Origin of the sequence: Mycobacterium sp. MS1601, assembly GCF_001984215.1 — a bacterium.
GTDB lineage: Bacteria > Actinomycetota > Actinomycetes > Mycobacteriales > Mycobacteriaceae > Mycobacterium.
The window spans coordinates 1,915,462-1,937,995 of the sequence record NZ_CP019420.1 but is presented as its reverse complement, the minus strand read 5'-3'; the positions used below and the strand labels follow the sequence as shown (position 1 = coordinate 1,937,995).

22 protein-coding genes are annotated in these 22,534 nt (G+C 67.4%); 12 read left to right on the top strand and 10 right to left on the bottom strand.

Annotated elements, in window-relative coordinates; translation table 11 throughout:
* The first annotated feature begins 29 nt into the window (after positions 1 to 29).
* A complete protein-coding gene (locus BVC93_RS09510; RefSeq protein WP_083736950.1) occupies positions 30 to 827 on the top strand; it encodes a hypothetical protein in 798 nt (265 codons plus the stop codon).
* Positions 828 to 833: 6 nt separating this feature from the next.
* Here the strand turns inward: BVC93_RS09510 and disA are convergent, their stop codons facing one another.
* The 3 genes from disA to BVC93_RS09495 all read right to left on the bottom strand — a co-directional run bounded on the left by disA (position 834) and on the right by BVC93_RS09495 (position 4,092).
* Positions 834 to 1,916: a DNA integrity scanning diadenylate cyclase DisA gene (disA, locus tag BVC93_RS09505; RefSeq protein ID WP_083736949.1), complete on the bottom strand. Its 1,083-nt coding sequence runs from the start codon at positions 1,914 to 1,916 to the stop codon at positions 834 to 836.
* Positions 1,913 to 3,415, bottom strand: a complete 1,503-nt coding sequence (gene radA, locus BVC93_RS09500) for a DNA repair protein RadA (RefSeq protein WP_083736948.1) — start codon at positions 3,413 to 3,415, stop codon at positions 1,913 to 1,915. Before radA ends, disA begins: the two co-directional genes overlap by 4 nt.
* A gap of 104 nt (positions 3,416 to 3,519) precedes the next feature.
* Complete coding sequence (locus BVC93_RS09495) at positions 3,520 to 4,092, bottom strand: hypothetical protein (protein ID WP_236950306.1); 573 nt, start codon at positions 4,090 to 4,092, stop codon at positions 3,520 to 3,522.
* Positions 4,093 to 4,423: 331 nt separating this feature from the next.
* Between BVC93_RS09495 and carD the strand changes: the two genes are divergently transcribed.
* The 6 genes from carD to BVC93_RS09465 all read left to right on the top strand — a co-directional run bounded on the left by carD (position 4,424) and on the right by BVC93_RS09465 (position 9,466).
* Positions 4,424 to 4,912, top strand: a complete 489-nt coding sequence (carD, locus tag BVC93_RS09490) for an RNA polymerase-binding transcription factor CarD (RefSeq protein WP_083736947.1) — start codon at positions 4,424 to 4,426, stop codon at positions 4,910 to 4,912.
* Between the two features lie 2 nt (positions 4,913 to 4,914).
* Positions 4,915 to 5,577: a 2-C-methyl-D-erythritol 4-phosphate cytidylyltransferase gene (gene ispD / locus BVC93_RS09485; RefSeq protein ID WP_083736946.1), complete on the top strand. Its 663-nt coding sequence runs from the start codon at positions 4,915 to 4,917 to the stop codon at positions 5,575 to 5,577.
* A complete protein-coding gene (ispF, locus tag BVC93_RS09480; protein ID WP_083736945.1) occupies positions 5,574 to 6,059 on the top strand; it encodes a 2-C-methyl-D-erythritol 2,4-cyclodiphosphate synthase in 486 nt (161 codons plus the stop codon). Before ispD ends, ispF begins: the two co-directional genes overlap by 4 nt.
* A 49-nt stretch (positions 6,060 to 6,108) precedes the next feature.
* Positions 6,109 to 7,491, top strand: coding sequence for a cysteine--tRNA ligase (gene cysS, locus BVC93_RS09475; RefSeq protein ID WP_236950426.1), 1,383 nt, complete (start codon positions 6,109 to 6,111; stop codon positions 7,489 to 7,491).
* 2 nt (positions 7,492 to 7,493) lie between these two features.
* Complete coding sequence (gene rlmB, locus BVC93_RS09470) at positions 7,494 to 8,435, top strand: 23S rRNA (guanosine(2251)-2'-O)-methyltransferase RlmB (protein WP_083736943.1); 942 nt, start codon at positions 7,494 to 7,496, stop codon at positions 8,433 to 8,435.
* A gap of 62 nt (positions 8,436 to 8,497) precedes the next feature.
* Entirely contained in the window at positions 8,498 to 9,466 is a 969-nt protein-coding gene (locus BVC93_RS09465) for a glycerophosphodiester phosphodiesterase (protein WP_083736942.1), read from the top strand.
* On the opposite strand, the gene BVC93_RS09460 is transcribed toward BVC93_RS09465, so the two are convergent.
* The 4 genes from BVC93_RS09460 to BVC93_RS09445 are packed head-to-tail and all read right to left on the bottom strand — an operon-like array spanning position 9,459 to position 13,327.
* On the bottom strand, positions 9,459 to 10,697 hold the full coding sequence (locus tag BVC93_RS09460; protein WP_083740929.1) for an SLC13 family permease: 1,239 nt from the start codon (positions 10,695 to 10,697) through the stop codon (positions 9,459 to 9,461). The genes BVC93_RS09465 and BVC93_RS09460 overlap by 8 nt on opposite strands.
* Before the next feature lie 8 nt (positions 10,698 to 10,705).
* A complete protein-coding gene (locus tag BVC93_RS09455) occupies positions 10,706 to 11,626 on the bottom strand; it encodes an MBL fold metallo-hydrolase (RefSeq protein ID WP_083736941.1) in 921 nt (306 codons plus the stop codon).
* Between the two features lie 16 nt (positions 11,627 to 11,642).
* Positions 11,643 to 12,314, bottom strand: a complete 672-nt coding sequence (locus BVC93_RS09450) for a TIGR03943 family putative permease subunit (protein WP_083736940.1) — start codon at positions 12,312 to 12,314, stop codon at positions 11,643 to 11,645.
* A complete protein-coding gene (locus BVC93_RS09445; RefSeq protein WP_083736939.1) occupies positions 12,311 to 13,327 on the bottom strand; it encodes a permease in 1,017 nt (338 codons plus the stop codon). The genes BVC93_RS09450 and BVC93_RS09445 overlap by 4 nt, the downstream gene beginning before the upstream one ends.
* A gap of 47 nt (positions 13,328 to 13,374) precedes the next feature.
* Between BVC93_RS09445 and BVC93_RS09440 the strand changes: the two genes are divergently transcribed.
* Positions 13,375 to 13,656 (top strand): DUF1490 family protein, encoded by a 282-nt coding sequence (locus BVC93_RS09440; protein ID WP_083736938.1) that lies wholly within the window; start codon positions 13,375 to 13,377, stop codon positions 13,654 to 13,656.
* 3 nt (positions 13,657 to 13,659) lie between these two features.
* On the top strand, positions 13,660 to 15,810 hold the full coding sequence (locus BVC93_RS09435; protein WP_083736937.1) for a heavy metal translocating P-type ATPase: 2,151 nt from the start codon (positions 13,660 to 13,662) through the stop codon (positions 15,808 to 15,810).
* Here the strand turns inward: BVC93_RS09435 and BVC93_RS09430 are convergent.
* Both BVC93_RS09430 and aztA read right to left on the bottom strand, forming a co-directional pair.
* On the bottom strand, positions 15,807 to 16,565 hold the full coding sequence (locus tag BVC93_RS09430) for a LamB/YcsF family protein (RefSeq protein ID WP_083736936.1): 759 nt from the start codon (positions 16,563 to 16,565) through the stop codon (positions 15,807 to 15,809). The genes BVC93_RS09435 and BVC93_RS09430 overlap by 4 nt on opposite strands.
* A 4-nt stretch (positions 16,566 to 16,569) precedes the next feature.
* On the bottom strand, positions 16,570 to 17,181 hold the full coding sequence (gene aztA, locus BVC93_RS09425) for a zinc ABC transporter ATP-binding protein AztA (RefSeq protein ID WP_236950305.1): 612 nt from the start codon (positions 17,179 to 17,181) through the stop codon (positions 16,570 to 16,572).
* A 50-nt stretch (positions 17,182 to 17,231) separates the two neighbouring features.
* Between aztA and aztB the strand changes: the two genes are divergently transcribed.
* From aztB to aztD, 3 genes are read left to right on the top strand one after another with little or no spacing between them, the layout of a single operon-like run.
* On the top strand, positions 17,232 to 19,169 hold the full coding sequence (aztB, locus tag BVC93_RS09420; RefSeq protein ID WP_236950304.1) for a zinc ABC transporter permease AztB: 1,938 nt from the start codon (positions 17,232 to 17,234) through the stop codon (positions 19,167 to 19,169).
* Between the two features lie 20 nt (positions 19,170 to 19,189).
* Entirely contained in the window at positions 19,190 to 20,056 is an 867-nt protein-coding gene (locus BVC93_RS09415; protein WP_083740928.1) for a metal ABC transporter substrate-binding protein, read from the top strand.
* 33 nt (positions 20,057 to 20,089) lie between these two features.
* A complete protein-coding gene (aztD, locus tag BVC93_RS09410) occupies positions 20,090 to 21,265 on the top strand; it encodes a zinc metallochaperone AztD (RefSeq protein ID WP_083736934.1) in 1,176 nt (391 codons plus the stop codon).
* A gap of 120 nt (positions 21,266 to 21,385) precedes the next feature.
* Here the strand turns inward: aztD and BVC93_RS09405 are convergent, their stop codons facing one another.
* Positions 21,386 to 22,522 carry a GTP-binding protein gene (locus BVC93_RS09405; RefSeq protein WP_083736933.1) on the bottom strand — a complete coding sequence of 379 codons (1,137 nt, stop codon included), beginning with the start codon at positions 22,520 to 22,522 and terminating at the stop codon, positions 21,386 to 21,388.
* Positions 22,523 to 22,534: the final 12 nt, after the last annotated feature.

Below are 22,534 nucleotides of genomic sequence, written 5' to 3'. Positions count from 1 at the left end.
TCTCCATGACCTGGGCTTACCGTGAGTAAGTGCTGGAAACCGAACCTCATCGTCAACTCCCGCCGGAGATCTATCGCCGACGCCGGGCGTTGGCTCTGGGTATCGCGGTTTTCGTCATCGCCGTCGTGGTGGCGATCGTCCTGGTGGTCGTCACCAGTGGTGGTTCCTCGACCGAGCCTCAGAACACCGGCGACGACCAGGCCAACACCGCGCAGGGTCCGCTGGCTCCCACCCCGACCCCCGAGGTGAAGTCGCCGGTGGTGCCGCCTGCAGTGGAGGCGCCGCCGCCCACGCCGACGCCCACCGTCGCCGTCGTGCCGCCGCCCGTGCTGCAGGAAGGCGATGACTGCCCCGACTCGACGCTGGCCGTCAAGGGCATCACCAGCCAGCCGCAGTACGCCATGGGCGATCAACCGAAGTTCACCATGGTGGTCACCAATATCGGCCTGGTGGCCTGCCAGCGTGATGTCGGTGCCGCGGTACTGGCCGCCTATGTGTACTCGCTGGACAACCAGCGGCTGTGGTCCAACCTCGACTGCGCGCCGTCCAACGAGACGCTGGTCAAGACCTTCGCCCCCGGCGAGCAGGTGACCACCGAGGTCACCTGGACCGGGATGGGTTCGGAGGTGCAGTGCCCGCTGCCCCGTCAGCCGATCGGTCCCGGCACCTACAACCTGGTGGTCCAGCTGGGCAACCTGAGGTCGGCGACGGTGCCGTTCATCCTGGCCGATCCCAATGCGCCGCCACCACCGGTCGAGGTTCCGCCTCCAGGTGCGCAGCCGGTCGAACCGGCACCGGCCCCGGCAGCGCCTGCTCCGGTCGGTTGAGGCGACCTAGACCAACCGGTCGGCGATCGTCGACTCGGCGAGCTGGGACAGCCCCTCTCTGACGTGGCGGGCCCACATGGAGCCGATGCCCTCGACCGACTGCAGATCGGTGGCACTGGCTGCCAGGAGGCCCTGTAGCGACCCGAAAGCCCGAACCAGCAGATCCACATGGGCGAACTGCAGCCGTGGAATGCCCGCCATGGCGCGATAGCCGCGGGCGGCCAGCGCAATGTCCTGTGCCTCGACGGTGGAGGGATAGCCGAACACCCGTGCCAGCGCGGTGAAGTCCAGAAGCTCGGTGTCCGACAGGCTGTCGAGTTCATCGAGGGTGCTGGCCACTTGCGCCTTGGTGGGCGGTTCGGGATTGGCGTGGTAGTCGCGCACGATCAGTTCACGGGCGGTGTCATTGCCGCCGAGAAGTTCTTCCAGCTGCAGCCGCAGCTGCCTGCCGTCGGTTCCCAGTTCCACCGCGTCGTTGTCGATCTCCTGGCTGATCCGCCGGACCAACTCGAGTCGCTGCACCACGGTCATCACATCCCGCAGCGTCACGAAGTCCTCGATCTCGGCGGTGGACAGTTGCCTGCTCACCTCGTCGAGGCGGGCCTTGTAGCGCTCGAGTGTGGCGATGGCCTGGTTGGCTCGCGACAGGATGGTCGCCGAATCGGCCACCACGTGACGTTCGCCTGCGACGTACACCGTCACGATGCTCATGGAATGGCTGACCGAGATCACCGGGAAGCCGGTCTGGATGGCCGAGCGCTCCGCTGAGCGGTGCCGGGTGCCCGACTCGTCGGTCGGGATCGAGGGATCCGGCACCAACTGCACGTTGGCTCGCATGATCCGGCTGCCGTCGGTGGACAGCACCACGGCACCGTCCATCTTCGACAGTTCACGCAGACGGGTGGGTGCGTAGCGCACGTCGATGGCGAACCCGCCGTCGCAGATGGCCTCGACGCTGTCGTCGTAGCCCAGCACGATCAGCGCACCGGTGCGGCCACGAAGAATGCGTTCCAAGCCGTCCCGCAGCGCGGTGCCGGGCGCCAGGCGCCCCACCGTCTCACGCAGTGTCGGCTTGTTGGTCGGCGTCACAGCATGTCATTGTCGCCTGTGGCGATCTCCCGCGTGTCACCGTCCACCACTTTGAGGTCCGGTCGGGCTCCCATCCGCACCTCGGTGGGTTTGCTGGACGGCTGGACGGCGATGTTGAACATGGCTCGCAACGCCGCGCTGACGGTCGAGGCCTCGAGGATGTGCATGTTCTTGATGCCCTTGTTCCTGGTGTCCATGGCGCCCTGCGGCACGATCGCCCGGTTGAAGCCGAGCCGGGAGGCTTCGGCGAGGCGACGGTCCATCCCCGTCACCCGGCGCAGGTCACCGGCCAGGCCCACTTCGCCGAAGACGATGGTGGCTGCCGGCAGACAGGTACCCGCGTAAGCGGTGGCCATGGCCAGCGCCACCGCCAGATCGGCTGACGGATCGGTGAGCCGCATGCCCCCGACGGTGGACAGGTAGATGTCGCGTTTGCCCATGCTCAGGCCGGCCCTGGCCTCCAGCACCGCCGCCACCATCGCGGCACGCGAATGATCCACACCGCTGACCGCCCGCCGGGGCGAGGCCGCCTCCTGGCCGATGAGCGCCTGGATCTCTCCGACCAGCGGGCGCTTACCGTCGAGCGCCACGGTGACAGCCGTGCCGGGCACAGGTTCCGGGCGCTGATCCAAGAACAGTCCCGACGGATCGGCGACCCCCTCGATTCCGTTCTCGTGCAACAGAAAACAGCCCACTTCGTCGGCGGCGCCGAAGCGGTTCTTGATTCCGCGGACCAGCCGCAGCGCGGTGTTGCGGTCGCCTTCGAAGTGCAGGACGACATCCACGAGGTGTTCGAGTGACCGCGGCCCTGCAATGGCGCCGTCCTTGGTGACGTGGCCCACGAGGATGATCGCCACGCCCGGACCCGCGGCGGACTTCGCATAGCCGGTCAGCGCCGTGGTGATGGCCCGCACCTGGGTGACACCGCCGGTGACTCCGTCGGTGTCGGTGGTGGACAGTGTCTGGACGGAGTCGACGATGACCAGGCTGGGTTTGACGGCCTCGATGTGCGCCAGCACGGTGTGCAGATCCGACTCCGCGGCCAGATACACCTCGTCATGCGTGCATCCGGTGCGTTCGGCGCGCATCCGGATCTGGCCGGCCGATTCCTCGCCGGAGATGTACAGCGCGCGCATGCCTTTCTGCGCCCAGCGGTGCACCACCTCGAGCAGCAGGGTGGACTTGCCCACCCCGGGATCACCGGCCAGGAGAGTCACCGAACCGGGGACGATACCTCCGCCGAGCACGCGGTCGAGTTCGCTGACGCCGGTCTTGACGTGTCGGGTGCGGGCGGGGTCGACTGCGCTGATGGGCACTGCTGCCGAGGACGGCGCGATCTGTCGTAGCGAGGTGCCGCCCAGTGCGGTGAGCACCGGCGCTTCATCGACGGTGCCCCAGGTGCCGCATTCCGGGCACCGGCCCACCCATTTGGCCGTGACGTGCTGGCATTCCGAACAGCGATACTGCGAGCGAGCTTTGGTGCCTCCGGTTTTAGCCACGGCGTGACCGTAACCGCCGTGTCCGACACATCGGCATCAGACACGCATGGTCGAGCTCGGGGTCAGTGGCAGAGGCAGGCCGGCCCGCTCTCCCGGCGACCGACCTAGTGCCCGCCCTCTCCGGGGCCGACGCCGGTGGCCGCCTGGCGGCCGGAGTTACCCGCCGAGATCGGCACCTCGAGAACCTTCTCGCCGGCCCGCTCGAAGGTGAACGTGAAGGGGTAGGTCAGACCGTTGCTGATGGGTTCTGTCAGCGCGACGGTGGCCTCGGCGCCGTCAGCGGATTCCTTGAGTGCGGCCAGCTCCTCGATTCCGTCGGGCTGGCCGACCTCGAGCAGCCCGCCCGCGGCCAGTTCGGTGTTGCCGCTCAAGGTCACGGTGCCGACCTCGGAGGTGATGCTCACCAGGCGGTCGGCGGTATCGGGGGACTGGTTGGTGGCGGTGAAGATCAAGTCGACATCGGTGCCGGGTTCCAGCGCGTCGGTGGTCTGCACGGCCTGGATGTGGACGTTGCGCAGCGTGACGTTCTCGACGGTGCCACCGGTGCCGTTGATGGCAGGCTCCTGGGTGGCGACCTGAGAGATCTGGCCGGCGCCGCAGCCCACCAGAGCGGTGGCCGCGCACACCGAGAACAGGGAGATCCCGAAGATCTTCTTGATGGTGCTGTCCGTCCGCACTGAGAGCCTCCTGCTACTGGCCGCCACGAGATCGACTCTGGGTTGTTCGTTCGGCTGTGGATTTTCGACTATGGACTGTAGTAGGTGCCAGGGCGCGGCGGTACCCAAGGGTTGCCTGAGGGCTATTCAAGATCATCAGCAGGTGTGACTTCGGGGATTGCTGAAGGTGTCCGGGGTGGGCAGGTGCAGGCCCCGTGATCCTCGCCCGTTGCACGGAATCTGACCCATGTCAACCCCCTGTGGCCGCGGTTGTGCCCCCTGACCTGCATCGTTGGAACACGCCTGTTTCGCTACCGTGCTATCCTGGCTATGCGAAAGGGGCTCGAAACTGATGATTTTTAAGGTCGGAGACACCGTCGTCTATCCACACCACGGTGCTGCATTGATCGAAGCGATCGAAACCCGAACCATCAAGGGCGAGCAGAAGGAATACCTCGTTCTCAAGGTTTCTCAGGGCGATCTCACGGTTCGCGTTCCCGCTGATAATGCCGAGTATGTCGGTGTGCGTGATGTGGTCGGGCAGGAGGGTCTGGACAAGGTGTTCCAGGTTCTGCGCGCGCCTCACACCGAGGAGCCGACCAACTGGTCGCGCCGCTACAAGGCCAATCTCGAGAAGCTCGCGTCGGGTGACGTGAACAAGGTTGCTGAGGTCGTCCGCGACCTGTGGCGCCGCGATCAGGAGCGTGGGCTCTCGGCAGGCGAGAAGCGCATGCTGGCCAAGGCCCGTCAAATCCTGGTGGGTGAGCTCGCGCTCGCCGAGAACACCGATGACGCCAAGGCCGAGACCATCCTCGACGAGGTTCTGGCCACCGCTTCCTGACGGTGCGCACTGTTGCGATAGTTCCGGCCGCCGGTTCAGGTGAACGGCTGGCGGCCGGACTTCCCAAAGCATTCGTCCATCTGGGCGGGCTCACTCTTATCGAACGTGCGATCACCGGGCTGCGTGAGTCGGGTGTCGTCGACGCCGTTGTGGTGGCTGTGCCTGCGACGCGGACGGACGAGTCGGCGCTGATCCTCGGCGATCCTGATTTTGATGTCCGGGTGGTTGCCGGTGGTGCTGATCGCACCGAATCCGTGCGTGCGGCCCTTGATGCTGCCGCGGACGCCGATTTTGTCTTGGTGCACGACGCTGCCCGCCCGTTGACACCGCCCGCGCTGATTGCCCGAGTGGTGCAATCCCTCGAAGAAGGGCATACCGCCGCGGTCCCGGCGCTTCCGTTGGCGGACACCATCAAGGCGGTGGACGCCAATGGGGTGGTGCTTGGTACCCCCGAGCGCGCTGGGCTGCGTGCGGTGCAGACGCCCCAGGGATTCACTGCCGACGTGCTCCGGCGTGCTTACGGCCGTACCGGTGTCTTCACCGACGACGCCTCGATGGTGGAGAGTATCGGCGGGCAGGTGCAGACCGTCCCGGGAGATCCGATGGCCTTCAAGATCACCACTCCGATGGACCTGGTGCTGGCCGAAGCGCTGGTGAGCCGGTGACGATACCCCGGGTCGGTCTGGGTACCGACGTCCATCCGATCGAACCCGGTCGTCCCTGCTGGCTGCTGGGCCTGTATTTCGGCGGCGCCGACGGCTGCGCGGGCCACTCCGACGGCGACGTCGCCGCCCACGCCCTCTGCGATGCGCTGCTGTCAGCGGCGGGGCTGGGCGACATCGGCGCAGTGTTCGGTGTCGACGACCCCCGCTGGGCGGGGGTGACCGGTGCGGACATGTTGCGCCACGTGCGGTCGCTGCTCACCGAACACGACTACCGGATCGGCAACGCGGTGGTGCAGGTGATCGCGAACCGGCCCAAGATCGGCCCCCGCCGCGACGAGGCGCAACTGCTGCTGTCAGAGCTGTTGGGCGCCCCGGTGTCGGTGTCGGCCACCACCACCGACGGCCTGGGTCTGACCGGTCGCGGCGAGGGTATGGCCGCGGTTGCGACCGCGCTGGTGTTACCGATGACGGCCGAGGCCTGATCGGCCGGTAAGCTGGCACGTCGTGACCGGCCTGCGACTCCACGACACCATGTCCGGTGCCGTGCGTGAATTCGTCCCGGTGCGTGCCGGTCACGTCTCCATCTACCTCTGTGGCGCCACTGTGCAGGGTCTACCCCACATCGGGCATGTTCGCAGCGGCGTGGCGTTCGACGTGCTTCGCCGCTGGCTGCTCGCCAAGGGACTGGACGTGGCCTTCATCCGCAACGTCACCGACATCGACGACAAGATCCTCACCAAGGCCGCCGCTGCGGGCCGGCCCTGGTGGGAGTGGGCCGCCACCCATGAACGGGCGTTTTCCGCGGCCTACGACGCCCTCGGGGTGCTGCCGCCGTCTGCCGAACCCCGGGCTACCGGGCACATCACCCAGATTGTCGAACTGATCGAGCGGCTGATCGACGGTGGGCACGCCTACACCGGTGCAGGTGACGTGTACTTCGACGTCATGAGCTTCCCGGAGTACGGGGCGCTGTCGGGGCATCGCGTCGACGACGTGCACCAGGGTGAAGGTGTGGCCACGGGCAAGCGTGACCAGCGCGACTTCACCCTGTGGAAGGGCGCCAAACCAGGGGAGCCGGCGTGGCCGACTCCGTGGGGCCGCGGACGTCCGGGCTGGCACTCCGAGTGTGTGGCGATGGCCCACGAGTACCTCGGTGCCGAGTTCGACATCCACTGCGGCGGTATGGATCTGATCTTCCCGCACCACGAGAACGAAATAGCCCAGGCGCGGGCGGCCGGAGACGGCTTCGCCCAATACTGGCTGCACAACGGCTGGGTCACCATGGGTGGCGAGAAGATGAGCAAGTCGCTGGGCAATGTCTTGTCCATTCCGGCTGTGCTGCAACGTGTTCGGCCCGCAGAGCTGCGCTACTACCTGGGCAGCGCGCACTATCGCTCGATGCTGGAGTTCACCGAGGTGGCGCTGCAGGACGCGGTGAAGGCCTACACCGGCATCGAGGACTTCCTGCACCGGGTCCGCACCCGGGTGGGTGCGGTGGTGCCCGGCACCTGGACCGAGAAGTTCGCCGCCGCTCTCGACGACGACCTTTCGGTGCCGATGGCACTGGCCGAGGTGCACGCCACCCGAGCGGACGGCAACCGCGCGCTCGACGCCGGTGATCACGACGCAGCCATGGCGGCGGCCACGTCCATCCGCGCCATGATGGGGATCCTCGGCTGTGACCCCCTCGATGAGCGTTGGGAGCTGCGCGACGAGACCTCGGCCGCACTGGCCGCGGTGGACGTCCTGGTGCACTGGGCCCTGGCCGGCCGGGCCGAAGCCCGTGCAGCGCGTGACTGGGCCGCCGCCGACCAGATCCGCGACCGGCTCAAAGAGGCCGGTATCGACGTCACCGACACCGCCGACGGTCCGCAGTGGGCACTGTTGGACAACAACCGAAAAGAAGAGGTCTGAAGGTGGCTGGCAACTCGCAGCGCCGAGGCGCGGTGCGCAAAGCCGGAACCAAGAAGGGACCTACCGTGGGTTCCGGCGGCGTTCGTCGCCGCGGTCTCGAAGGTCGTGGCGCAACACCACCGGCTCATCAGCGTCCCAACCATCCAGCGGCCAAGAAGGCCAACCGGGCCGCCAAGGCGGCGCAGGGGCGGCCCAAGAAAACCGACGACACCGAGATGGTGCTCGGGCGCAATCCCGTGGTGGAGTGTCTGCGGGCCGGGGTGCCCGCCACCGCGCTGTACGTGGCCCTCGGTGCCGAGGCCGACGAACGGCTCACCGAATCCGTCACGCGCGCAGCTGATTCCGGTATCCCGATTCTGGAGGTGCCCCGCACCGATCTGGACCGGATGAGCACCAACGGCCTGCACCAGGGCATCGCCTTGCAGGTGCCGCCGTACATCTACGCCCACCCCGATGACATGCTGCGTAACGCCAAGTCCGATGTGCACCCGGCTCTGCTGGTGGCGCTGGACAACATCTCCGATCCGCGTAACCTCGGCGCCATCGTGCGGTCGGTGGCTGCCTTCGGTGGACAGGGTGTGGTGATTCCGCAGCGTCGTTCGGCCTCGGTCACCGCGGTCGCCTGGCGCACCAGTGCCGGGGCAGCGGCCCGGCTGCCGGTGGCACGAGCCACCAATCTCAATCGGACACTGAAGGATTGGTCCGACGCCGGCCTCACGGTCATCGGTCTGGACGCCGAAGGCGACACCACCTTGGACCAGTTGGACGCCAGCGGTCCTGTGGTGGTGGTTGTGGGATCGGAAGGAAAAGGGTTGTCGCGGTTGGTGCGATCGCACTGCGATGCCATCGTCTCCATCCCGATGGCCGGCCCCACGGAGTCGCTGAACGCTTCGGTGGCAGCTGGTGTGGTGCTGGCCGAGATCGCACGCCAGCGCCGCAATTGAACACTCGGTGACATCTCGGTGCCGGGCGGCATCGGGCACTGATCACCGCTAACGTCGACAGTGTGCGCACCTTCGCCGCGTTGGCGGCCCTGACGTTCGCGGTTGCTGCGGCTCCGCCAGCATCTGCCGAACCCGCGGAGTTCGATCTGCAGTCCCATCGCGGTGGCCGCGGGGAGACCACCGAGGAATCACTGCGGGCCTTCGCCAAATCGATCGAACTCGGCGTCAGCACACTGGAACTCGACATCGTGCTGTCGGCCGACGACCAACCGATGGTGTGGCACGATCCGGTGATCCAGGCGGACAAGTGTGCCGATACCGCGCCGGTGTTCCCGGGTGACCCGGCCTACCCGTACGTCGGCAAGCTGGTCGTGGACCTCACCGCCGATCAGCTGCGCACCCTGGACTGCGGAAAGCTGCTCGCTGCCTACCCCGATGCCGAAGTGGTGCATGGCAACCGGATCGCGATGCTGCCCGAGGTGTTCGCACTGGCGGCCTCCTACGGTGCGCAGGTGCGCTACAACATCGAGACCAAGGTCGAGGCGGACGCGCCCGAGAAGTCCGCGCCACCACAGCGTTTTGTCGAGGTCATCCTCGACGCCGTGCGGGTCGCCGGCAAGACGGACAAGGTGGAGATCCAGAGCTTCGACTGGCGCACGTTGCCGATGGTCCGGGCCGCTGAACCGTCGATCCCGCTGGTGGCCTTGTGGGACGACACCACCTGGGTGCCCGGATCGCCATGGCTGAACGGTATCGATCCCGCGGTGATCACCGATCCGATCGAGGGCGTGCTGGCCGTGGGTGCCGACATCGCCTCGCCCTACTACAAGCTGGTGGACGCCGCCCTGGTGCAGCGGGCGCACGCCGCGGGGCTGACCGTGGTGCCGTGGACCGTCAACGACGCCGACACCATGCGCGTACTGATCGATGACGGGGTGGACGGCATCATCACCGACTACCCGACGCTGCTGCGCCAGGTGATGGCCGAGCGCGGTATGGCGCTGCCGCCGGCGTATCAGCGGCTCAGCTGACGCCGAACACCTGCACGGCACCCCACAGCGCAATCACCGCAAGCACCAGTGACACCGGGACCGTCAGAAGTCCGAGCAGACTGAACTCGGCGGCGTTGGTGCGGGTGCCGCGACTGGTCAACACCCTGCGCCACAACAGGTTCGACAGGGAACCGACATAGGTCAGGTTGGGTCCGATGTTGACGCCGATCAACACTGCCAGCACCGCAGCCGGACCGGCCGCCGACACCAAGGGCAACAGCACCAGCACGGCGGGCAGGTTGTTCACCAGGTTGGCCAGCACGGCCGCCACGATCGCATACCCCAGCAGCGCCGCCAGCCCGGTTCCCGACGGCAGCACTCGCTGCATCGCGGACTCCAGACCGGCGGTCATGACTGCCTGGACCACGACGCCGAGCGCCAGCACGAAGGCCAGGAACGGTGCGTTCGCCGAACGGGCGATCCCGGCCAGTGTGCTTCGTCTCTGGGCCAGACTGCGGGCACCCAACACCAACACACCGGCCAGCGCCGCCCACACCGGATCGACTCCGACAAAGGAGGTGGCGGCGAAACCGGCCAGTGTCAGCCCCAAGACCACCAGCACGAACACCGGCAGTTCGGGTTTTTCCGCCGGCTCGGTGCGTGCCACCGGCGCCAGGTCCTTGCGGAACACCACCCGCAACAGTACGTACTCCGCAGCGACCGCAACTACCCACGGCGCGGCCATCAACAGCGTGAACTGCACAAACGACATGTCCAGCATGGCGAATGCCAGCAGGTTGGTCAGGTTGGACACCGGGAGCAGCAAAGACGCGGTGTTCGACAGGTGCGCGGTGGCGTAGGCGTGCGGACGCGACGGAACCCGCAGCGTGGCGGCAGTGGCCAGCACCACGGGGGTCAGCAGTACCACCGTCGCATCCAGGGACAGCACGGCGGTGGTGGCAGACGCGAGCAGGAACACCTGGCCCAGTAGCCGCTTCGGCGCGCCCGCGCTGGCGCGGGCCATCAGCGCCCCGAACGTCCCGAAAAGCCCTTCGTCATCACAGAGCTGTGCCAGCACCAGCACTGCGGCCAGGAAGGCCACCACCGGCAGCAGCCGCTCGGTCTCGGCCAACGCGTCGTCCACCGAGACGGCGCTGATCAGGATCAGCAGCAGTGCGGCGGGTACCGCGGCCACCGCCTCGGGCCACCCCTTGGGCCGGGCGATCGCGAAGCCCAGGACCAGGACCAGCAGTGTCAGCGACAGAAGCAGGGTGCCGGTCACCCCCAGGGATCCTCAGGTCGCCAGACACTTGGCAGGTGCAGTGACACTCCGTCGATGTCGGCCAGCGCCTGCAGGTCCCGCATCGAGGAGTCCAGGTTGTCAATCGCGAAGGGCAACGCCCGCAAGGGTTTCGACAGTGGCCTCGAGAAGTCGTCCCAGTGGATTGCGATGACCGTCCTGGCGCCGACGGCCCGAACCGTGTGCTCCCAATAGTCCCGCAGGTAGTTCTCGGGCAGCACTCCGAGGTTCCCCACCCCGAGATAGGCCACCTCGGCGTGCAGCCCCGCCAGCACCCCGGGGATGAATCCGGCGCTGCCCTGGATCAACAGCGTGCGCCCGGTGGGGCGATGCAGGATCAACAGCGACCAGGCTTCTCCGCATTTGTACGCCGAGGCCCTTGCGGGGGTGCGCACGGGAGCTGCGATGACGCCGGGGAACCGATCGGGTGGGCAGTGGTGCGACGCCACCGGGGTCACCTGAAAGGAACCCAGCTCGATCGCCTCGCCTGACGACGCGACCAGGATCCGGTCTTCCGGCAGACCGTGACCGCGGCCGATGTTGGCCGCCGACTCTCCGCCGACCAGCAGCGCGCCGGTGCGTTCTGCCACGGCGGCGCTGTCCAGGGCGTGATCAAAATGAGTGTGCACCGGCAGCACCGCGTCCAGTCGGCGGATGCCGGCTCGGGTCAGGCAGCCCTCGATCCGGGGGATCGACGGTGCGAGCATGCCGAAACCCACGCGCGCCAGACCGGGCCGGGAGAAGAATCCGTCGGTGAGGATTGCCGAGGCGCCGTCGTCGATCAGCAGCGTGGACACCCCCATCCAGGTCACCGACAGCGGTGACTGCGGTGTCGCGGCAGGAACGTCGAACTTCCCGGCATGTCCCGAGATCTGGGGTCTGCCGAGTCGCACGTGCACCCGTCAACCCTAAGGGTCAGTACGCGTACGGGTTGGATGGCGTCTGGATCTGCGTGACGGAGTCGATGTCGAGAACCGGACCGGGCTGGACCTCACCTTCGACCCGCAACCACGTGTCGTCGGGAAACCGGGCTGCCTCCGTGGCAGCGGTGCCGCCGAGGCGAAGGCGCGCCAGCTGGGCGTCGGCGGCGCAGCAGATTATCACCACTCGCCCGAGATCTACGTTGTCGCCGGCGTGAATTACGAAGCCGGTCACCGAGATCCGCCTGTGGTCCAGAGTGCCCGCGCTGTCCTGCGCCACGCGCATCAGCACGTCGGGAACGCTGACGTCCGGCGTTGGACCGGGTGGCAGCGGCGCAAACGGATGGCGTGCGGTGACCGGTGTCGCGGCCGCGGTGGTGTCGACTGCCCGGGCTCCGATGGGGGGTGGGCTGATGAACAGCAGGATCACCACGGGCAGGGCCAGTAGCCACAGCATGGGGGAGCGGTGCTGGTGGCCGGGCGCCCCGCCGCGGCGGATGTCGGCGACCATCGCGAGGACCGCCAGCAGAACCACCACGATTGAGCCCGCCAGCAGCCACGGCAGCATCGTCGGCTTCACGTAGCGGGTGTAGGCGCCGGTCGCGGCGATCATCACGCCGCTCAGACCCACCAGGAGCAGCAGCATGTTCTCGGCCTCGCGGGTCATCCGACCGTCACCAAGCCGACCACACTGGCGCAGACTGTCGCGACCGCGAACGTCGCGGGTGCGAAACGGATCGCGAACGCACGCCCGAACATCCCGGCCTGCATGGCGAACAGTTTCACATCGACGGCCGGTCCCACCACCAGGAACACCAGCCGTGGCACCAGTGGCAGCATCGACAGGCTGGCGGCCACGAAGGCGTCGGCCTCCGAGCACAGCGACAGCACCACGGCCAGCACCGCCATGGTGAGGATGCCGAGTATCAGCTGGCCGGCCAGATGGGTGTACACCCAGGACGGCACCAGCACGTGCAACAGGGCTGCTGCGGCTGCGCCGAGCACCAGATAGGCGCCTGCCTGCAGGAAGTCGTGACGGGCGGCCTCGATGAACACCGTCGAGCGAGATGCGTTGTCAACGTCGAGCTTCGGCGGAGTCCGGGTGATCCATCGGGCCTTGCCCCACCGGGCCCACACCAATCCCATGATGACCGCGGTCAGCAGTGAGGCGCCGCATCGTGCGGGCACCATCTCCGGATGGCCGGGGAAGGCCACCGCGGTGGACACCAGTACCACCGGGTTGATGGCGGGCGCCGAGAGCATGAACGTCAGCGCGGCGGCGCCCTGCCGGGAGTTGTGCCCGGCGACTTGCCCGGAGTCATCACCGCCGTCGCCGAACAGTCGGCGCGCCACCGGGACCGACGCGCATTCACATCCTGGCAGGGCGGCCCCGCCCACACCTGCGACCAGTACCGCGGGGGTGGTGCGCCTGGGCAGCCGGCGGGTCAACAGATCCGGCGTGACGAACGCGGCCACCAGACCGCTGATCACCACACCGAACGCCAGGAATGGCAGCGCCTGGACGAAGACACCGCTGAACACCGTGGCGGCGGTGGCCAGGCGGGGTTGATCGAGCACCACCTCGCGGAACAGGCCGCTGGCCAGCGCCGCCAACAGGAGTACGCCGATGAGCAGCACCATCGACCGGTCGCTGGTGCGGTTGCCCATGGGAGCCGACATGGAGGTAGGTTATTGGTAATCGTTGCCAATTCCCTGAGGAGGGTGCCATGGTTCTGTCCGGCTTTCTTGCCAAAGCTGCATCCACGGTGGTTACCGGGGCTGTCGGGGTGGCGGCCTACGAACTGGTCCGCAAGGCCGTCGCCAAGGCGCCCCTCCATGAGGCGGCGGTGTCCACCACAGCGGTCGCCCTGCGCGGCGCCCGCAAGGCCGAAGAGGGGGCCGAAGCTGCCCGCTTGAAGGTGGCCGACGTGGTGGCCGAGGCCAAGGAACGCATCGGCGAGGAAGTGGCACCGCCCGCGGTGGCCGTCGAGCACGATCACGACCACTGACCGGTGTCGGATCTGACGCTGCTCTCCGACGCGGCGGGCCGGCTGCGGGTCGAGGTGCCCGCGCTGCGCGCTGATCCGCTGCGCGCAGTGGCCATCGAAGACGCCATCGACGAAGTGGTGGGTGTGCGGACCGTGCACGCCTACCCGCGCACGGGTTCGGTGGTGGTCTGGTACTCGCCGTCGCGGTGTGACACCGCCGCCGTCTTGGCCACTCTGCGCGACGCGATGGATGTGGACCGCAGCCTTGTCCCGGCACGTACGCCCCGTTCGGCGGACATCCGCAACGGTGACGTCGTGCGGATAGCGCTGGGCGGTGCGGCCTTGGCGCTGTTGGGTTTCCGAAGGTACGGACTGCGCCGCACGCCGCTGCTGGGGCCCGCCAGTCGCACTTTCGCCACCGGTGTCACCATCGCCACCGGTTACCCGTTCCTGCGCGGTGCGCTGCGTTCACTGCGTGGGGGCAAGGCCGCCGGTACGGACCTGCTGGTCTCCGCGGCGACCGTGGCCAGCCTGGTGCTGCGGGAGAACGTGGTGGCCCTGACGGTGCTGTGGCTGCTGAACATCGGTGAGTACCTGCAGGATCTGACGCTGCGCCGCACCCGTCGGGCCATCGCCAACCTGTTGCAGGGCAATCAGGACACCGCGTGGACCCAACTGCCGGACGGCACCGAGGTCCAGGTGTCCATCGACGCGCTGCGGGTCGGCGACCATGTGGTGGTGCACGAACAGGTGGCGGTACCCGTCGACGGCGAGGTCGTCGCCGGCGAAGCCGTGGTGGACCAGTCAGCCATCACCGGGGAGAATCTGCCGGTCACCCTCACCGACGGCAGTCGGGTGCACGCCGGGTCCGTGCTGGTGCGCGGCCGACTGGTGGTCAGGGCGACGGCTGTGGGCAAGGACACCACCATCGGCAGGATCGTCAGCCGGGTCGAGGAGGCGCAGCAGCACCGGGCGCCCATTCAGACTGTGGGAGAGAACTTCTCGAGGCGCTTTGTGCCCGCGTCGTTCCTGGTATCCGGAATCACCCTGCTGCTGACAGGCGACGTCCGACGGGCGATGACCATGCTGTTGGTGGCCTGCCCCTGCGCGGTGGGACTGTCCACGCCGACGGCCATCAGCGCCGCCATCGGCAACGGGGCACGGCGCGGCATCCTGATCAAGGGCGGAGCGCATCTCGAAGAGGCCGGTCGTGTGGACGCCATCGTGTTCGACAAGACCGGCACCCTCACCAACGGCCGACCCGTCGTCACCAACATCGTGAGCTTTCACGACGATTGGCTGCCCGAGCAGGTGCTGGCCTATGCCGCCAGCTCTGAGATCCATTCCCGTCACCCGCTTGCCGAAGCGGTCATCCGATCCACCGAGGAACGCCACATCGCGATCCCGCCGCATGAGGAGTGCGAGGTGCTCGTCGGTCTCGGCATGCGCACCCAGGCCGACGGCAGGGTGTTGCTGCTGGGCAGCCCGGCGTTGCTGGCCCGTGAGAATGTCGACGTCACGACCGCCGCCGAGGACTGGGTGCACCGGTTGCGCGCCGAGGCGGAGACACCGCTGTTGCTGGCGGTCGACGGCACCCTGGTGGGGTTGATCAGCCTGCGCGACGAAGTTCGGCCGGAGGCCAAGCCGGTTCTGGACGCCTTGCGCGCCAGTGGAGTTCAACGGATCGTCATGCTGACCGGTGATCACCCGGAGACCGCTCGTGCCGTTGCAGAAGAACTCGGCATCACGGAGTGGCGCGCCGAGGTGCTGCCCGAGGACAAGCTCGATGCCGTCCGGATGCTGCACGACGAGGGCTACATCGTGGCCATGGTGGGCGACGGCGTCAACGACGCCCCTGCGCTGGCGGCCGCGGATATCGGGATCGCCATGGGACTGGGCGGCACCGACGTCGCCGTCGAGACCGCCGACGTGGCGTTGGCCGGTGACGATCTGCGCCGGTTGCTCGACGTGCGCGCTCTCGGTGGACACGCGGTCGAGGTGATCCGGCAGAACTACGCGATGTCCATTGCCGTCAATGCCTTCGGTCTGTTGCTCGGAGCCGGCGGTGGTCTGTCACCGGTCATGGCGGCGATCCTGCACAACGCCTCGTCGGTGGCCGTGGTGGCCAACAGCTCCCGGCTGATTCGCTACGAGCTGGATGGCCGCGAACGTTAGACGAACGGCGTCAGTTCGACGCCGGCGGCCGTCAACCGGTCCCGGACGGCGTTGGCTATCTGCACCGCGCCGGGAGAATCGCCGTGTACGCACACCGACTCCGCGCGGACGGGGGTGGCGGAGCCGTCGACGGCGGTGAGGTGTCCGGTCTCGATCATGGCCAGCACGCGGTCGGCGATCTGGTTCGGGTCGTGCAGGACTGCGCCGGGTTCGCGACGGGACACCAGTTGCCCGTCGGGTGTGTAGGCGCGGTCGGCGAATGCCTCGGCGACGGTGCGCAACCCGAGTTGTCGCGCCTGTTGGAGAAACACCGATCCGGGCAGGCCCAGCACCGGCAGTGCCGGGTTCACCGCTGCCACGGCCTCGGCGACGGCGCGTGCCTGGTCACGGTGCTTGACTATCGAGTTGTAGAGCGCCCCATGGGGTTTGACATAGGCCACCGACGATCCGGCGACGCGGGCCAGAGCGTCCAGCGCTCCGATCTGATAGATCACGTCGGCCCGGAGATCATCGATGTCGACATCGATGAACCGACGCCCGAATCCGGCCAGGTCGCGATAGCTCACCTGTGCGCCGATCCGAACGCCGTGCTCTGCGGCGGCGCGGCAGGTCCTGGCCAGCCGGGCCGGGTCGCCGGCGTGGAAGCCGCACGCCACGTTCGCGCTGGTCACAACTGCCAGCATCGCGTCGTCGTCGCCCAGATCCCACACGCCGAAGCCTTCGCCCAGATCAGCGTTCAGATCGATTGCAGCCATGTCCTCAGGGTAGAGCCACCGTGTGGTCGCAGGCCCGCGCCAGGTCCGGGTCATGGGTGGCCACCACGACCGTGTGGCCGGTTGCGACCAGTTCACGAATGGCGTTGATCACCTGTTTCTTCGATGCGTCGTCCATCCCGGTGGTCGGCTCGTCGAGAGCAACGACGGGCGCCTGCTGGGCAAAGGCCTGCGCCACCAGGGCGCGCTGGCGTTGCCCGCCGGACAGTTCGCCGATGCGGCGCCTGCGCAGCGGGTCCAGTCCGAGAGTTCTGATCCAGTGGTCGACGATGCGCCGGTCGTCGGTTGTCATCGGGCGCAACAGGCCGAGCTTGCGCCACCGGCCCATGGCGACCACCTCGGCCACTGTGATGGGAAAGCTCTCGGCAACCTGGCTGTGTTGCGGGGCCAGCGCCACCTCCGATGCGCAGTCCACGGTGCCGGCCGATGGTTTCAGGACTCCGGCAATCAAACCGAGCACTGTCGACTTCCCGCAGCCGTTGGCCCCGACCACCGCGGTTGCCGACTCGGCCCGCATCTTCACGGTGAAGTCGTTCAGTACCTGGATGTGGTTGTAGCCGAACGACACTGAGGTCAGGGATACGTAGCTTCCAGTCATGCACCACATCTAATTAGTAATGGTTATCGTTACCATTTAAAGTCTAGCGGGTGCTGGGTTGGCTGAGCGAACCATTCGAATCCCCCCTCGTCAGGAATGCACTGACAGCCGGTCTGGTGGTCACCGCCATCTGTGCGATCGTCGGCACCTGGGTGGTGCTGCGTGGCGCGGCCTTTCTCGGCGAAGCCATGTCGCACGGTGTGCTCCCTGGTGTCGCGCTGGCTTCGGTGATGGGCGGCAACATCGTGTTCGGCGCCATGGCAGCCGCACTTGCCATGGCCTACGGGGTGTCCGCCCTCGGTTCCTCCAGACGACTGTCCGCCGACACCGGAATCGGGCTGCTTCTGGTCGGGATGCTTGCCCTCGGTGTCATCGTGGTGTCGCATTCGCGCAGCCATGCCACCGATCTGACTGCGCTGCTGTTCGGTGATGTGTTGGCCGCCAACACCTCTGACGTACTCTGGCTGACGGTCGCCCTGGTTGTCATCGGGTCTGTCGCGTTCGTGGGCAGGCGGGCGTTCACCGCCGCCACCTTCGACGTCCGCAAGGCAGTGACGTTGGGGCTGCACCCGCGGTTGGCGACGGCAACACTCACCGTCCTGATGGCTGCCGCCATCGTCGCGTCCTTCCGGGTGGTCGGCACGCTGCTGATGCTGGGCCTGCTGGTGGCACCCCCGGCCGCGGCGATGGTATGGGCGCGCAGCGTGCCTCAGATCATGGTCGGCGCAGCAGTTGTCGGCTCCGCCGCGGTGACACTGGGCCTCATCGTCTCGTGGCATGCGGGCACTGCCGGCGGAGCCACGATCGCCGCCACGGCGGTGGTGCTGTTCTTCCTGTCGCTGGCCCTGCATGAGCTGCCGGCTCGCCTGCGCCGCGGTGCGGTGATCGCGGTGGCCGGCATCGGGCTCGCCGGGTGCAGCCCGGCTTCGCCACCGGCCGGCGCTCCGGAGGGGGCGGAACACAATCTGAGCTCGCCGCAAGTGCAGGAACTCGACGACGCTCCCACCCGCCTTATCGTCGCCGACTCCGCCACCGGTGCAACCGAAGTCATCGACGCAGTGGAGGAAACGGCGGTCCGGGTCGGCGAGTTCGGCCCGGTACACACCCTCGTCGGTGACGGCCGGTTCGGTTACCTGATGGGATCCGATGGCACCGCCGTCGTGGATTCCGGGGCATGGACCTTCGACCACGGTGACCACAACCACTACTACGAACGACCACCCGCGGTGGTGGGCAGCGCCGACGCTGCCGTTGCGGTGACCGCTGACGCCCACCGGGTTGCACTGCGTACAGCAGGTGGCGATGTGATGACGTTGGATCGGAATGCCCTGGCTGATGGCGATATTCGCCCGGAGGAAGGTCCCGGCGGTGTCAGGGTGGCGGTGCCGCAAGGGGACTCGCTGATCGTCGCGACCGATGCCGGTGAACTGCTGGTGGTCGACGAGGACGGTTGCTCCATGGTGATGCCCGTCCGGTGTCAGGCAACCGGTGGCGTTGCCGCCACGCGTACCGCCACGGTGCTGGCGTGCCGTGATGGCGCGGTTCGGGTCAGCGGCGAGGACGCCACCGCCATCCCCTTTCCGGCCGGCCAGACGCCCGAACTGGGTCTGCTGGCCAACCGGGGCGGGGGAGGGGAGATCGTCGGTCTCGACGGTGACCAGGTGTGGATGCTGACCAGCGCCAAGCACACCTGGGACGTGGTCACGGTTCCGGGTGCTGCGGCGGCGAACTCGGCCGGTGACGGGCAGGTTCTGGTGCTCACGACCGACGGGATCCTGCGGTTGTTCGACGTCGCCGCTGCGACGCAGACCGCAGAACTGGCATTGGGTGCGCCCGACGGGGTGATCGAGGTCGACCGCGACAGGGCCTACGTCAACGATGCAGCTGCCAGAGCCGTCTACGAGATCGACTACCGCGATGGCCTGCGTCTGGCCCGGACGCTGCGCACCACCGTGACGCCCGATCTGATGTCGGAGACCGGCCGGTGATCAGATGGCCCGCAGTCGTCATGGCCCTGCTGTTGGTGATCGGTTGCAGCAGTGTGCAATCAGACGACACAGCGCATATCGTCGTGACCACAAACATCCTGGGTGACGTCGTGGAGAACATCGCCTGTGACATCGCCGATGTCACAGTGCTGATGAAACGCAATGCCGATCCCCATTCGTTCCAGCTGTCGGCACAGGAGGCCGATGTCACCTCGCGTGCCGACCTGATCGTCTACAACGGGCTGGGGCTGGAAGAGGGTGTGCAGCACCACGTCGACGCCGCCGCCGAGCGCGGTGTGCCGACACTGGCGATCGGGGACCGCGTCGACGCGATCGCCTACTCCGAGGGCGACACCGCCGGGGCGCCCGATCCGCACTTCTGGACCGACCCGGACCGCATGATCGCCGCGGTCGACGCCATCGAGGCAGCACTGATCGAGCGCCTGCCGGACGCCAGTGGCATCACCGCCAATGCCGATGCCTATCGCGCACGGCTGCAACAACTCTCACACGAGATGGAGCAGCGCTTCGCAGATTTGCCACGCCACGCGCTGGTCACCAACCATCACGTACTGGGCTACCTCGCCCAGCGCTTCGGCTTCACCGTCGTCGGCGCCGTGGTGCCCAGCGGCACGACACTCGCGTCCCCGGCTCCGTCGGACCTCGCGTCGCTCACCAACGCCATCCGCGACGCCGGGGTCGGCACCATCTTCGTCGACACCAGCCAGCCGGACCGCCTGGCGCGGGCGCTGGCTTCGCAGGCAGGAGTGGACGTCGAGGTGGTGTCCCTCTACAGCGAGTCGTTGTCCGAGCCAGGAACCGAAGCGGGCACCTACATAGACATGATGCGTGCCAACACCGACCGGATCGTCGCCGGTCTCTCCTGAAAACAATTGCTTCACAAAGAGATAGGAGAACACATGTCAACACGAAATCCGGTTGCCCTGGCAACGGGTGCGGTCCTGACGGTGCTCGTGGCCGCAGGATGCAGCGGCGGTGCCGAGCAGACGGCGCAGTCGCCGGCCGCCGATGTCACCATCGCCGAGCCGGTGGCGGTCACGTATGACGGCGGCATCATGGTGCTCGACGGTGAAACCCTCGAAGCCAAGGCCGACATCCCGATGACCGGCTTCCTGCGGATCAACCCGGCGGGCGATGACAGCCACGTGATGGTGTCCACCGGCGAGGGCTTCCAGGTGCTCGACGCGGCATCGGGCTCGCTCACCGACGTGGTCTTCCCCGCTGCCAAGCCGGGACACGTTGTGGTGCATGGGGAGAACACCGTGCTGTTCGCCGACGGCACCGGGGAGGTCACGGTGTTCGATCCGCACGACCTGGAAGCCGGGGGACAACCGCAGACCCAGACGTTCTCCGCTTCCGCGGCACATCACGGTGTCGCCGTTGTTCTCGCCGACGGTACCCGGTTGATCAGTGAAGGCACCGAAGACGGCCGTACCGGTGCGATCGCGATGGACGCCAGTGGCCAGGAGATCGCCCGTACGGAGGATTGCCTCGGACTGCACGGTGAGACCGTGGTGGCCGACGAGGCTGTCGTGTTCGGTTGCCAGAACGGTCCGATCGTCTACCAGGCCGGTGCCTTCACCAAGATCCCCAGTCCGGATCCCTACGGCCGCACCGGAAACATCAAGGGTCATCCGGACTCACCGGTCGCGCTCACCGACTACAAGACAGATCCCGATGCCGAACTGGAACGGCCCACGCAGTTCGCGCTGGTGGACACCGAGGCCGAGCAGTTGAGGTTGGTCCCGATGCCGGAAGGGGCGAGTTACTCGTTCCGGTCACTGGCCAGGGGTCCACATGCCGAGGCGCTGATGCTCGGTACCGACGGCAAGCTGCACGTGTTCGATCCGGCCACCGCGGCTCTGGTGCGCAGCATCGACGTGGTGACGCCGTGGACCGAGCCCGACGACTGGCAGCAGCCGCGGCCGACGGTGTTCGTCCGCGATCACGATGTCTACGTGACAGATCCGGCGTCGGCCGAGATCCACCTCGTCGACGTCGAGGACGGTGAGATCACCCGGACCGCGACGTTGCCGCACACCCCCAATGAACTCAACGGACCGATAGCGCACTGACCGAGATCGGTACCGGTTCTCGGTGACGAACTCATCGAGTGACCGCCCGAACGCCCGGTGATCCACGCCGGGCGTTCGGGAAACTCGGGTACCGGCCTCCCCGTGGCTGACGCCGGGAGGCTAGTGGGAGTGGGTGGCTCCCCATGCGGGCAGTGGGTCGAGATATCTCCGCCACGCGTCGGCTCCCTCGGAGATCTCGTCATCGGTCAGCAGCGCCGCGCGCAGCATCGCGGTGACGGCGGCCCCGTCGAGGCGAAGCCCGATCAGCACGATCTCCTGGCCTGCCGCCAGGTCTGTGGTGCTCCAGTACTGCGCGGGCTCGATGACCAGGTTGGGCCCGGCCTGGGACCAGATGGCGGCGATGTCCGGTCGGCTGGCGATCCAGCAGAATCCCTTGCTGCGCAACACTCCACGAAGCTGCGGCAGAGTGGCCGCCAGTCGGTTGGGGTGGAAGGGACGGTCAGCGCGGAACGTCATCGAGCTGATGCCGTACTCCTGCGTCTCCGGGGTGTGGCCGAGCGCGATCTCCTCGTCCCACCCCGGAGCCGTGGCGGCACGCATCGGGTCATACAGACCGGTCTGCAGCACCTCGCCCAGCTCGACGACGCCGTGGTCGGTCCGGATCAGCCGAGCGTGGGGGTTGAGTCTGCGGACGGTCGCCTCGACGGCGCCGAGGTGCGCCGGGCTCACCAGGTCGGTTTTGTTGAGCAGGATGACGTCGGCGAACTCCACCTGATCCACCAGCAGATCGGAAATGTTGCGGGCATCGCCGTCGGCCGCACCCATTCCGCGCTGGTTCAGCGTTTCACCGCGGACCACTTCGGGCAGGAAGGTCGAGACGTCGACGACGGTCACCATGGTGTCCAGCCTGGCGAGGTCGCCGAGTGAAAATCCGTTCTCGAACTCCCACTCGAAGGTCGCGGCCACCGGCATCGGTTCGGAGATGCCGGTGGATTCGATGACCAGCTGGTCGAACCGCTGCTGGCGGGCCAGTGCTCCCACGGCCTCCACCAGGTCCTCGCGCAGGGTGCAGCAGATGCAGCCGTTGGTGAGTTCCACCAGCTTTTCCTGAGTGCGGTCCAGATGGCCCTGGCCGGCGACCAGCGCCGCATCGATGTTGATCTCGCTCATGTCGTTGACGATCACGGCCACTCGCAGGCCGGACCGGTTGGCGAGGATGTGGTTGAGCAAGGTGGTTTTGCCCGCGCCCAGGAATCCGGAGAGCACGGTGACAGGAAGAAGTTCGGTAGTGGGCATGCCTTAATGATA